Genomic DNA, 14,002 nt, shown 5'->3' on the forward strand with positions numbered 1-14,002 from the left:
CCGCGCCTCCGTCGCCCGGTGCGGAATCAAGCCTGAGCCCGAGTTCACGAGGACACCTGCCCAGATGCCTGCGAACGAGTCCCCCCAGCACGCCCCCGAGCCGTCCCTGACGACCTCCGAGGGTGTGAGGGCCTGGCTGGCATCGGCGGTCGCCGAAGCGGCCGGGACCGATCAGTCACACATCGACCCGGACCGGCCGCTGGCCGAATTCGGCCTCGGGTCACGCCGGTTGGTGACGCTGGCCGCCGAACTGGCCGCGCTCACCGGCCGCCCCCTGGAGCCGTCGCTCGTCTTCAACCACCCCACCATCGCCGCGGCCGCGGACGCCGTCTTCGCGCAGCCGCCCGCCCAGGTGCCGGCGCCGACTCCCGCCGCGGACCGGGCCGGCCCCGGCGACGACGTGGCGATCATCTCCATGGCCTGCCGCTTCCCCGGCGGAGCCGACGACCCCGAAGGCCTGTGGCGGCTGCTGAGCGCCGACGAGGACGTCATCCGCGAGGTCCCGGCGGGCCGTTGGGACACCAACGGTCTGTACGACCCCGACCCCGAGGCCACCGGCACCGCGTACACCCTGCGCGGCGGCTTCCTCGACGGCGGTATCGACCGCTTCGACGCAGCCTTCTTCGGCATCTCCCCGCGCGAGGCCGCCGCCATGGACCCCCAGCAGCGGCTGCTCCTGCAGACCACCTGGGAGACCCTCGAACGCGCCGGGATCCTCCCGGAGTCCCTGAACAGCAGCTCCACCGGCGTCTACCTCGGCCTGTACGACAGCGGCTACCTGGCCGCCGCCTCGCTCGCCCAGCTCGACGGACACGTCGGCACCGGCTCGGCGGCCAGTGTGGCCTCCGGGCGCATCGCCTACACCCTCGGCCTGCAGGGCCCCGCGGTGACCGTCGACACCGCCTGCTCGTCGTCACTGGTCGCCCTGCACCTGGCGGCGCGTGCCCTGGCCGGCGGGGAGTGCGATCTCGCCCTGGCCGGCGGGGCCACGCTGCTGGTCACCCCGCGCGGGCACGTCGAGTTCAGCAGGCTGCGCGGGCTGTCCCCGTCCGGGCGGTGCAGCCCCTTCTCCACCGACGCGGACGGCGTCGTGTGGGCCGAGGGCTGTGGTCTCGTCCTGCTCAAGCGGCTCACGGACGCACGCCGGGACGGCGACCGGATCCTGGCCGTCGTCAAGGGTTCGGCGATCAACCAGGACGGCCGCAGCCAGGGCCTGAGCGCCCCCAACGGCCCGGCTCAGGAGCGGGTGCTGCGCGCCGCCCTGGACGCGTCCGGACTCGCCCCGCACGACCTGGACCACGTCGAGGCCCACGGCACCGGCACCCCGCTCGGCGACCCCATCGAACTGCGGGCACTGGCCAATGTGTTCGGGCCCGGCCGGCCCGCCGACCGGCCGCTCGGCATCGCCTCCGTGAAGTCCCGCATCGGCCACACCCAGGCGGCCGCGGGCATCGCCGGCGTCATCACGACCGTCCTCGCCCTCGGCCACGAGCGCGTACCGGCGTCCCTGCACGCCGAGCGCCTCACCGACCACATCGACTGGACCGACAGCGGCCTGTACGTGCACAGCGCCGGACAGGCCTGGCCGCGCGACGGGGGCCGGGTGCGCCGGGCCGGGGTCAGCGCGTTCGGGATCAGCGGGACCAACGCCCACGTGGTCCTGGAGGAGGCACCGGCCGGATCCGGGTCCGAGCCGGGACCACAACCACCGGTCGCCGCCCCTGAAGAGCAGCCCGCCCTCGAAGAGCGGTGCGCCTCCGAAGGGCAGTCCGTCTCCGAAGGGCAGTTCGCCCTTGAAGAGTCGCCCGCCTCCGAAGAGCGGTCCGTCTCTGAAGGGCAGTCCGCTTCCGAAGAGCAGCCCGCCCCTGAAGAGCAGTTCGCTTCCGAAGAGCGGCCTGCCTCCGGGCAGTCCGTCCCTGAAGAGCAGCCCGCCCCCGAAGGGCCGGGACGGGTGCCCACCCCCGCTCTCTTCCCCCTCTCCGCCCGCAGCCCCGCCTCCCTCCGGGGCCAGGCCGCCCGGCTGCTCGACGCCCTCGAAACGTGCCCGGAGCTGCCGCTGCCCGCGGTCGCCGCGACCCTCGCCCACCGCCGCACCCACTTCGACCACCGGGCCGTGGTCCAGGCGCCCGACCACGCCCGTCTCCTCGACGCCCTGCGGGCTCTCGCCGACGGGCGTCCCGAGCCGGACCTGACCGCGGGACCCGAGCAGCACGCCCCCGCCGGAAAGCTGGCGTTCGTCTTCCCCGGCCAGGGCAGCCAATGGGCCGGGATGGCCCGTGACCTGCTCGACGGGGACCCGGTCTTCGCCGACGAACTCGACCGCTGCGACGCCGCGCTGCGCCCGTTCACCGAGTGGTCCGTGGCGGCCGTGCTGCGCGGGGACGCGGGCGCCCCGTCCCTGGACCGGGTCGACGTCGTCCAGCCCGCGCTGTTCGCCGTGATGGTGTCGCTGGCCGCCGTGTGGCGGGCCCGGGGCGTCCGCCCGGACGCCGTGATCGGGCACAGCCAGGGCGAGGTCGCCGCGGCCTGTGTGGCCGGCGCGCTGAGCCTCAACGACGCGGCCGCCGTGGTCGCCCTGCGCAGCCAGGCCCTGACCGGCCTGTCCGGCACCGGCACCATGGCCCTGATCGCGCTGCCCCACACCGAGGTGCGGGCGGCGCTGGACGGCCTCGACGGCGCCGTCGCCGTCGCCGCCGTCAACAGCGACCGGGCGACCGTCGTCGCAGGCGCCGTCGAACCGCTCGCGGCCCTGCTCGCCGACCTGGAAGCGCGCCAGGTGTTCGTCCGCCGTCTCGACGTCGACTACGCCTCCCACAGCGACCGGGTCGAACCGGTCCGCGACCTGATCCTCGACGAACTCGACGGCGTCACCACGTATCCGACGGACATCGCCTGGTACTCCACGGTCACCGCCGAACCGGTCACCGAGGAACTGGCGGCGGACTACTGGTACACCAACCTCCGCGACACCGTCCGCTTCGCCCCCGCCGTCGAGCGCATGCTCGCCGACGGCTACCGCCACTTCGTGGAGCTGAGCCCCCACCCGGCCCTGCTCACCGCGCTGCGCACCATCGGCGAGGACACGGGCCACGACCTCACCGCCGTCGGCTCGCTGCGCCGGGACGAGCACGGTCCCGCCGGTCTGGCGAGGGCCGCCGCCGAACTCCACGTCCGCGGACGGCGGATCGACTGGCGCCGGCTGGTCCCCGCCGCCGGCCCCGCCGACCTGCCGACCTACGCCTGGGACCCGCAGCGCCACTGGACCGAGCCGGAGACCACCGCCGGCGGCCCCGCCCTCTTCGACCGCGCCGCGCACCCGTTGCTCGGCATCCAGCTCCAGTCCGCCGACGAGACCCGCTGGACCTTCCGCAACGAGTGGTCCCGGGCCACCGCCGACTGGCTGCCCGACCACACCGTGTTCGGCCGCACCGTGGTCTCCGGCACCACGGTCACGGAGCTGTGCCGCGCCGCACTCGCCGCGGCCCGCCCGGAGCGCCCGGCCGACCTCACCGACCTTCTCCTGCTCAGCCCCCTCGTCCTGCCCGACTCCGGCACGGTCGAGGTCTCCGTCGAGGTCGTCACCTGCGGCCCCGCCCCCGAGATCACGGTCCACAGTCGCCCGCGCGGCCCGCACGCCGTCGGCTGGACCCTGCACGCGACCGCCTCGGCAGCCGAGCCGTCCCCGCCCACCGCGGGCGGCCCCCCGCAGTGGCCCGACACCGCCGAAGAGGCCTGGAGCGGACAGACGTACGACCGTCTCGCCGCTCTCGGCCTCGGCTACGGTCCCGCCTTCCAGGGCGTACGGTCGGCCGTCACGACCGGCGACGGAGAACTCCTCGCCCGCCTGTCCCTGCCGGCCACCGCCCGTGACGTCGCGGACCCGTACCCGGTGCACCCGGCCCTGCTGGACGCCGCGCTCCATGTGACCGCCGCCCTCGGCACGGCCGACGGACGCGCCCTGCTCCCCGTCGCCGTGGGCCGCTGCGTCCTGCCCTGGAGCGGCACGGGCGACCTGACCGCGCATGTGCGGCGCACCGGCGGCTCGGCCACGGACCTCACCCTGGACGTCACCCTGTGGGACGCCGACGGCCTGCCCGCCGGCCGCCTGGAGGCGGTACGGCTGCGTGCCGCCGACCCGGCCGACCTCGACGCCGGCTCGGAGAACGCGCGGCACCTGTACGAGGTGGCGTGGACGGCCGTGACCGAGGAGGCGGCCACCGCCGCACCGGACCTCGCCTGGACCGTCACCGGCGACCCGGCCGACCCGCAGACCGCGGCCGCCCTGCACGCCCTGGACGGCGGTGAGCAGGACGCCGGCGTCGTCGTACGCTTCTGGCCCCGCACGGCACCGGATGCGCAACCGGAGGCCGTGGCCCACGATCTGGCGGCCACCGCCCTCGCCGAGCTGCAGGCTCTCATCGCCCTCCCCGCGGAGCAGACGCCCGCCCGGACCGTCTGGGTGACGCGCGGCGCGGTCGCGGCCGCCGACGGCGACCCGGTGCGGGGGTACGCGCAGTCGGTGCTGTGGGGCCTCGTGCGCAGCGCCCGTGCCGAACACCCGGATCTCGGACTCATGCTGCTGGACCTCGACGACGGCGACCCCGTGCCGGCGCTCCGAGCAGCCGCGGGCCTGGGGGACGAGCCCGAAATCGCCCTCCGCGAAGGGCAGTTGCTCGCCCCCCGGCTGGTGCGCGCCCGTCCCGCGAACGCCCCGCGCGAACCGGAGGCGGAGAACCGGGACGAGCAGCGCAGGTCCGGGCACGTCCCCACCGACGGAACCGTCCTGATCACCGGCGGTCTCGGAGCCGTCGGCCGGCACATTGCGCGCGTCCTCGCCCGACGAGGCGTCCCCCGGCTCGTGCTGACGGCCCGCAAGGGTGCCGACGACCCCCGCGCGGCCGAGACCGTCGCCGAACTCACCGCGCTCGGCACCGGGACCGAGGTCGTCGCCTGCGACGTGACCGACCCGGCCGCCGTCGCCGCCGTCCTAGCCCGCGTGGGCGAGGTGCTGCCCCTGCGGGGTGTCGTCCACTGCGCCGGGATCCTCGACGACGGGGTGGTCGCCGAGCTGACGCCCGAGCGGCTGGCGCGGGTGCTGCGGCCCAAGGCCGACGGGGCCGCCCATCTGCACCGGCTCACCGCGCACGCTCCGTTGACCCTGTTCCTGCTCGTGTCGTCGGCCGCCGGTGTGGTCGGCAACGCGGGCCAGGGCAACTACGCCGCCGCCAACGTCTTCCTCGACCAGCTCGCCCATCACCGGCGGGCCCTGGGCCTGCCCGGCTGCTCCGTCTCCTTCGGCGCCTGGGCCGGCGAAGGTCTCGCCGCCGCCCACGCCGACCTGGACCGCATGGCCCGGCTCGGCCACCGCGCCCTCACCCCGGACCAGGGCCGCGACCTCGTGGAGCTGACCGTGCGGCACGGCGCCCCGCATCTGGTCGCCTGGGCCCTCGACCTGCCCCGCCTGCGCGAGTCCGACGCCGTCGGCACCGCCCTGTGGCGCTCGCTGCTGCCCGCACCGCACGCCGGCGTGCACACCGGCGAGGCGCTGGCCGACCGGCTCGCCCGGCTGCCCGAGGCCGAGCGGGCCGAGCGTGTCCTGGCCCTCGTCCGCGAGGAGGCCTCGCGCGCCCTCGGGCTGCGCTCGGCCGAGTCCGTACGCCCCGACCAGCCACTGCGCGACCTCGGCATGGACTCCGTCACCGCCGTCGAACTGCGCAACCGCATCGGCGCCCGGCTCGGCACCCGCCTGCCCGCCACCCTCCTCTTCGACCACCCCACCGCGGACCGCCTCGCCGAGTACCTCCTCGGCCACGCCCTCGGCCGCACCGCGCGCCCCGCCCCGGCCGAGCCGCAGCGAGTCCACAAGGCCGCCACCGACGAGCCGATCGCCATCGTGGCCATGGCCTGCAGGCTGCCCGGCCAGGTGAGCGACCCGGACGGCCTGTGGCAGCTGGTCGCCGACGGCCGGGACGCCGTCGGCCCGTTCCCCGCCGACCGCTGGGACGTGGACGCGCTGTACGACCCCGACCCGGACGCCCTCGGCAAGACGTACGCCCGCGAGGGCGGCTTCCTGGACGACATCGAGTCCTTCGACGCGGGTTTCTTCGGCATCACCCCGAAGGAGGCCGCCGCCATGGACCCGCAGCAGCGGCTGCTCCTGGAGACGTCCTGGGAGGCGCTGGAACGGGCCGGTATCGTGCCCGCACGCCTGGCGGGCAGCACCACCGGCGTCTACGTCGGCATGTTCGGCAGCGACTATCTGGCGGGCTCCCGCCTGGACCAGCTCGACGGCTACGTCGGCACCGGCTCGGCGCTCAGCGTCGCCTCCGGACGCCTGGCGTACGCGCTCGGCCTGCAGGGTCCGGCGCTGACCGTGGACACGGCCTGCTCGTCCTCCCTGGTCGCCACCCATCTGGCCGCCCAGGCGCTGCGCCTGGGCGAGTGCGACCTCGCCCTGGCCGGCGGGGTGACCCTGATGGTGACCCCGCAGACCTTCGTGGAGTTCAGCCGCCTGCGCGGCCTGTCGCCGACCGGACGCTGCCGCTCCTTCTCCGACGACGCCGACGGCGCGATCTGGGCCGAGGGCGCGGGCATGCTCGTCCTCAAGCGGCTCGGCGACGCGGAGCGGGACGGCGACGAGGTGCTGGCCGTGCTGCGCGGCACCGCCGTCAACCAGGACGGCCGCAGCCAGGGCCTGTCCGCGCCCAACGGCCCGGCCCAGGAGGACGTGATCCGCCGCGCGCTGGAGCTGTCCGGGCTCGCGCCCGCCGACATCGACCACATCGAGGCGCACGGCACCGGGACCTCCCTCGGCGACCCGATCGAGGCGGGCGCCCTGGCCGAGGTCTTCGCGGGCTCCCGTCCCGAGGACCGGCCGCTGTACCTGGGCTCGCTGAAGTCCAACATCGGTCATGTGCAGGCCGCCTCGGGCGTCGCCGGACTGATCAAGGTCGTGCAGTCGCTGCGCCACCAGACCCTGCCGCGCACCCTGCACGCCGGCACACCGAGCCGCCACGTCGAGTGGGAGGGCAGCGGGCTGCAACTGCTCCAGGAGCCGGTCGCCTGGCCGGTGACGGCAGGGCGGGTACGGCGCGCCGGGGTCAGCGCCTTCGGCATCAGCGGCACCAACGCCCATGTCGTCGTGGAGGAGGCCCCGGCCCGGGCGCGGGCGGTGGAGGACGAACTGCCCGACGAAAAGCGGCTGTTCGTGCTCTCCGGCCGCAGTGAGGCCGGACTGCGCGGGCAGGCGGCCCGGCTCGCCCGGCACGTCACCGCCGACACCGCACTCCCCGGCGTCGCCCACACCCTGGCCCGGCACCGCAGCCACTTCGAGTGGCGCACCGCGGTCGTCGCGGGAGACCGGGACGAACTGCTGTCCTCCCTCAAGGCGGTGGGCAGCGGACGCAAGCCGCTGCCCACGCCCCGCGAGGGCCGGAGCGGCAAGGTGGCCTTCGTGTTCGCCGGGCACGGCGGCCAGTGGACCGGCATGGGCCTGGGACTGCTGTCCCGGAGCGAGGCCTTCCGCACGGAGCTGACCCGGATCGACGAGGCCGTCGAACGGCACGCCGGCTGGTCGGTGCTCAACGTGCTGCGCGCACCCGAGGAGTTCTCCCCGCTCGACCGCACCGAATACCTCCAGCCGGTGCTCTTCGCCGTCAACGCGGCCCTGGCCGCCGCCTGGCGGGAGCTGGGCGTGACCCCGGACGCGGTCGTCGGCCACAGCCTCGGCGAGATGGCCGCCGCCTACAGCGCGGGAGCCCTCACCCTGGACGAGGCCGTGACCGCCGTCACCGCGCGGGCCGCGGCAGTGGTCCCGCACGTCGGGCACGGCGGCATGCTCGCCGTGGAACTGCCGCCCGCGGACGTCGAGGACCTCCTCGCCCCCTACGCCGGCCGGCTCTTCGTCGGAGCCGTCAACGGCCCCGCTGCCACCGCCGTCTCCGGCGAGTCGGAGGCGCTCGGCGCACTGCGCCGGCACCTGGAGGAGCGCGGCGTCCCCGCCCGCGTCCTGTCGACGCCGTTCGCCTCGCACACCCCGCTCATGGAACCCCTGCGCGCCGAACTCCTCGACCGTTTCTCCGGCATCCGCGGCACCCGCACCGAGACCCCGCTCTACTCGTCCGTGCAGGCCGAGCCCGTTGCCGGGGAGAGCCTGGACGCCGCCTACTGGTTCGCGAACCTCCGGCAGCCGGTCCGGTTCGCGCAGACGATCCGCCGGATGCTGGACGACGGCTACCGCCATTTCGTGGAACTCAGCCCGCACCCCTCGCTCACCTCGGCGATCGAGGCGGTCGCGGCCGAAGCCGCGGTCCCCGCGGCCGCGATCGGCTCACTGCACCGCGGCCGGGACGGCGGGGACGTCCTCCTCGGCAGGCTGGGAGAGCTGTACACGGCCGGGCACACGCCCGACTGGACGGCGCTCTTCCCGCACGGCCGCCGCGCCGGCCTGCCCACCTACGCCTTCGCCCGCGAACGCCACTGGCTCGCCCCCGTCCGAACCGGCCCCACCGCCGGCTCACCGCTGCTCGGCACCCACGTCCAGGCCAGCGACGAACCCGGCCGGGACCTCTTCCAGAGCGAGATCGACCTGAACGACGGCCGCTTCGCCTACCTGACCGACCACCGGGTCACCGGTGAGGTCTGGCTGCCGGGCGCCGCCTTCCTCGACATGGCACTGGAGGCCGCCGCCACCCTCGCGGACGGCGACGAGGTGCACCTGGCCGACGTCCGGTTCGTCCAGCCCCTGCGCCTGGACGCCGGCCGGCCCGTACGGCTGCAGCTGGTGCTGCGGCCCGCCGAGGACGGCTTCCGCGACTTCACCGTCGCGTCCGCACCGACCGGTGAGCGCCAGTGGCACCAGCACGTGACCGGGCGCATCGCCACCACGCCTCGGCCCGGCCCGGACGCCGGGCCGGCGCTCGCCGCGCTGCGCGAGCGCTGCACCGAGCCGGTCGACCTGCCCGCCGTCTACGCCGGCCTCGCCGCCCTCGGCATCGACTACGGCCCCGTCTTCCGGGGCCTTCAGGAGGGCCACCGGGACGGCGGCACGAACGCGGTGGCCCGCCTGGCCGCCCGGCCCGCCGCCGGTCACCTCCTGCACCCCGCCACGCTCGACGCCTCCTTCCACTCGGCCGCGCTGCCCGCCGACGCACCGGGCGGCAGGGCCTTCGTGCCGGCCGGCGCCGGACACGTACGGTTCACCGGTCTGCGTACCCAGCCGGCCTGGGTGAGCTGCGACCTGCGCTCGGTGGACGGCGACACCGCCCTCCTCGACCTGCGTCTGTGGGACGAGAACGGCAGACTCGTCCTCGCGGCCGACGAGTTCCGGCTCGCCGCGCTCTCCCCGCTGGACGGCGCCCTCTTCGAGACCCGCTGGCAGCCCCGCCCGGCGGCGCAGGAGCAGCCCGCCGAGGGCAGCTGGCTGATCCTCGCCGACGAGACGGGCGTCGCCGAGGAACTCGCCGGCCGCCTCGGTGACTCGGCGCCCCATGTCGTCGCCCGCCGCGGCACCGCGTACGGCACCGAGGGCCCCGGCCGCTACGTCCTCGATCCGGCCGACCCGGCCCAGCTGGCCCGGCTCCTCGACGACGCGTTCGCGGACGCGCCGCCCGCCCGGGTGGTCCAGCTGTCCGCGCTCGACGCCCCGCCGGTCCGCGACGACCACAGCGCGGGGGAGGCGGCACGGCTCTGCTGCCTGACCACCCTGCACCTGGTCCGGGCCCTCGCCGAGCGCGAGCGGCCGCAGGGCCGGGCCACGCGCCTGTTCGTCGTCGCACGCGGCAGCCAGGCCGCCGGCGACAGCACCGCGGTGACCCATCCCCAGCAGGCCCTCGCCTGGGGCTTCGGGCTCGCCGTGGCCCAGGAGCACCCGGAACTCGCCACCACCCTGATCGACCTGCCCGCCGACGGCGGCACCGAGTCGCTGTGGACGCAGCTGTGGCACGCCGACGACGAACGCCTCGTCGCCCTGCGCGGCACGGACCGCCTCGTCCCACGCCTGGCCCGCACCCGCCCCGACGACGGCGCGCACGAACTGCCGGACGGCGTGCACCTGATCACGGGCGGCCTCGGCGGCCTCGGCAGGGTCGTCGCGGACCGGCTGGTCCGCCGGGGCGCCCGGCGGCTCGCCCTGCTCGGCCGCGGCACGCCCGACGCGGCCGCCACCGCCTGGATCCAGGGCCTCGAACAGCGCGGGGTCACCGTGCACCTGCCCCGCGCCGACGTCGCCGACCGCCAGGGACTCGCCGCGGCCCTGGACGCACTGCGCGGTGAGGCCGGCCCCGTCGCCACCGTCGTCCACGCCGCCGGTGTCCTGGACGACGCCATCCTGGCCAACCTCACCGACGAGCGCGTCCGGCGCGTCCTCGCGCCGAAGGTGCTCGGCACCGCCCTGCTCACCGAACTGGTCCCGGAAGCCAGGGACCTGGTCCTGTTCGCCTCGGCGGCCGGTCTGCTCGGCTCGGCGGGACAGAGCCCGTACTCGGCGGCGAACGCCTTCCTCGACGCCTGGGCACACCACCTCTCCCGGACCGGCCGACGGGCACTGAGCCTGGACTGGGGCGCCTGGGCCGGCGTCGGCATGGTCGCCGAGTCCGGCACCCGGGCCGCCGAGACCAGCCGTTCGGGCCTGGTCGCCTTCTCCCCGCAGGACGGCGGCGAGCTGTTCGAACGGGTGCTGAGCACCGACCGCCGCCAGCTCGCCCCGGTCGCCCTCGACTGGGACCTGCTCGCCCTGGACCCGGACGCCGCCCGCAGCCGCCCCCTCCTGGCCGACCTGATGAGCGTCCCGGCCGGCGGCGCTCAGAGCGACGACCTCGTGAAGAAGGTGTTCGCGGCCGCCACCGACCAGGAGCGCTCCGAATGGCTCGAAACCTATGTGCGGGCGCGCGTCGGCGAGGTCTCCGGCGGTGCGGTGGACGTGTTCGCCACCACGGCCCTGAAGGAACTCGGCCTGGACTCGCTCATGCTGGTCCGGCTGCGCAACGCCTTCGCCCGTGAGCTGGGCGTCGAACTCCCGGCCGCCGACGTGTTCTCCGCGGCCGACATCCGCGGCCTCGCCCGCGCCCTCGGCGAGGCCCTGCCCGAGCGCGCCGCACCGGCCGAGCGGGCCGAGAGCGCACCCGCCGAGGACGTGCCCGAGACCGAACTGCGGCCCGCGACCCGGGACGTCGTACGCCTCCTGCGCAGCGCCCAGCCGGACATGCCCGACGCGGCCCACGGCGTCGGCCTGGCCGTGCGGCTGACCACCCCGGTCACCCGGGACACCCTCACCGGCATCCTGGCACGGCTCGCCGCCCGGCACGCGGCCCTGCGCACCGCCGTCGTCACCGGCACCGAGGGCGGACGGCAGCTGCGCGTGGACCGGGCGCTGCCCGCGCCGCTGCTGCGGTGGACCGACGGCGGGGCCGACGGCACGACCGAGACCGCCGCCGAGCGACTGCGCCGGCTCCTCGAAGCGCCGTTCGACCTCGCCGTCCCGCCGCTGTGGCGCTTCGAACTCGTCGACGGCGGCCCAGCGGGCCAGATCCTGGTCTTCGGTGCCCACCATGCGGTGAGCGACCTGCAGTCCCTGCTCCTGGTGGCGGCGGAGATCGACGCCGAGCTGTCCGGCACCCCGCTGGACGGCACCGTCACCAACCGGGACATAGATCTGCTGATCGAGGCCCAGCAAGGCGGCGGCGACACCCCCGGTGACGACTGGCGCGCGGCCTTCCAGGGCAGTGAACGGCTCGACCTGACCCTCGCCCGGCCCCGTCCCGAGACCCGCTCCTACCGGGCCGGGAGCGTCACCGTGACCGTCCCCGACGGGCTCGTGGGACGCGTCGCGGCGGCGGCGAGCAGCCTGGCCGTCACCCCCGCCGCCTTCTGCCTCGGCACCCTCACCGTGCTGCTGGCCAGGAAGCGGGAGAGGGAGCGGTTCGTGCTCGCCGTGCCGGTGGACACCCGCATCCACGCCGACGCCTACGGCGCGGTGGGCTTCTTCGGCGTCCCCGTGCCCTTCCCCGCCCAGGCGGCGGCGGGCGAACGGGTCGCCGACGTGCTGGTCCGCACCGACGGCCGGCTGCAGCAGATCCTGGCCAAGGGCGCCATGTTCTCCGACGTCCTCGCCACCCTCGCCCGCCAGGGCCTGCACCGTCCCAACGCGCCCCTGGTCGAGGTGTACTTCAACTACGTCCGTTTCTCGGGCCGGTTGGAGAACCTCACGGTGCTGCCCGCCGGGGTCGGCCACACCGACCTCGACCTGATGATCACCATGACGCCGGACGCGGGCACCGTCCGCCTCGACCACAACCTCGACATCCTGGACGCGGACACCACCACCGAACTCGGCGAGGAGTTCCTGCGGTTGCTCGCGGAGACCGCCGAGGACGCGACCGGGACCGTACGGGAGAACGCACCGGCGCCGCAGCAGACCGCGGCCGGGGCACCGCGTCTCGCCCTTGCCGCCACCTTCGCGCTCGGCAACCTGCCCCTGATGTGCGAGGCCGCCCTGGAGGAGGACCGGGCGAGCGTCACCGAGGCGCCGTACCACCAGGTCCTCGCCGCCGTGCAGGATCCGTCCGGCGTCCTCGCGGCTCCGGACACCACGGTGGGCGTCGTCCTGCTGCGGGCAGCCGACCTGGAGCGCTTCGGGCCGGTGGACGACGCCGTCCTCGCCGAACTGCGCACCGCCTACCCGGCCGCTCTGAAGTCCCTCGCCGAGCGCACCCGCAGGCCGCTGGTCGTCGGCGTCCTGCCCACCGCCCGGGCCGAGGAACGCTTCCTGGACTGGGAGCGCCGGATCGCCGCCGACCTCGCCGAACTGCCCGGCATCGCGGTGCTCGGCCCAGACGAGTGGACCCGGCACCACCTCGTCGAGGACCCCTTCGACGAGCGCACCGAGCGCCTCGCCCACCTGCCCTTCACCCCGGCCTTCCAGGCGGCGGTCGCGCTGCGCCTGGCCGAGACCGTCCGTGCCGTGCGGCGCCCCGCACCCAAGGTGATCGCCGTCGACGGCGACGAGACCCTGTGGGGCGGAGTGGCGGGCGAGAGCGGCCCGCAGGCGGTGGACCTCACCGGTCCGCGCGCCCTGCTGGCCCGCAGGCTGCTCCGGTGGCGGGACGCGGGCGCCCTGCTCGTGCTGGTCAGCAACAACGACGAGGCCACGGTCCGCGCCGTCCTGGACCGCCCCGACAGCCTGCTCAAGGCCGAGCACTTCAGCGTGCTGTCCGCGGCCTGGGGGCCCAAGCCGGTCCGGCTCGACGAGGCCGCCCGCACCCTCAACCTCGGCCTGGACAGCTTCCTGTTCCTGGACGACAACCCGGCCGAGATCGCCAAGATGCGCGCCGCGCTGCCGCAGGTGCTGTCCGTGACCTGTCCGCCCTCCGCCGAACTCGCCCCCTTCATCGACCGGTTGTGGCCCCTGGTCCCCGCCGCGGCGACCGCCGAGGACGCCCTGCGGGCCCGGTTCTACACCGATGAGCGGGAGCGCGACGCCGCCCGTGCGGGCGCCGGCTTCGAGGAGTTCCTGGCCCGGCTGAACCTCGAGGTCGACATCAGGGAGCTGGACGAGCAGGACGTCGAGCGCGGCGAGCAGCTCGTGCGCCGCACCAACCAGTTCACCCTGCGCGCCCGTTCCGCCGACGGCGGCGACCTCGCCCGGTGGCGCGAGCAGGGCGAGGTGTGGACGGCGGCGGCCCGGGACCGGTTCGGCGACTACGGCCAGATCGCGCTGCTCGCGGTCCGCGCCGAAGGCGACCGACTCGACGTCCTCGCCTGGCTGATGAGCTGCCGGGCCCTCGGCCGGGGCGTCGAGGAACGGCTGCTCGCCCACCTCGCCGACCGGGCCGGGGAACTGGGCTGTGCCAAGGTCCGGCTCTCCGCGGAGCGCACCCCGCGCAACGCACCCGCCCGCCGGCTGGTGGCCGCGCTCGGCGGCGCCGACCCGGACGACGAGCTGCTGGACATCGTCACCACGCCCGACCACCTGCGGGCCTTTCGCTCCTGGGAGCAGCAGTGAGGA

Annotated in this window: 1 protein-coding gene; it reads left to right on the forward strand. The window is 75.6% G+C overall.

Translation table 11 applies throughout. The features are described from left to right. The first annotated feature begins 64 nt into the window (after positions 1–64). The gene (locus tag AB0H32_RS14370) at positions 65–13,999 is read left to right on the forward strand and encodes an SDR family NAD(P)-dependent oxidoreductase (protein WP_361119268.1); all 13,935 of its coding nucleotides are present in this window, start codon (positions 65–67) and stop codon (positions 13,997–13,999) included. The last annotated feature ends 3 nt before the right edge of the window (positions 14,000–14,002 follow it).

This window comes from Streptomyces sp. NPDC020362 (assembly GCF_040642095.1).
In the GTDB taxonomy this organism is placed as follows: Bacteria; Actinomycetota; Actinomycetes; order Streptomycetales; family Streptomycetaceae; genus Streptomyces.

Bases quoted from the DNA above. Each gene is read 5' to 3' on its own strand.
- AB0H32_RS14370 (WP_361119268.1), top strand. From the start codon at position 65: ATGCCTGCGAACGAGTCCCCCCAGCACGCCCCCGAGCCGTCCCTGACG.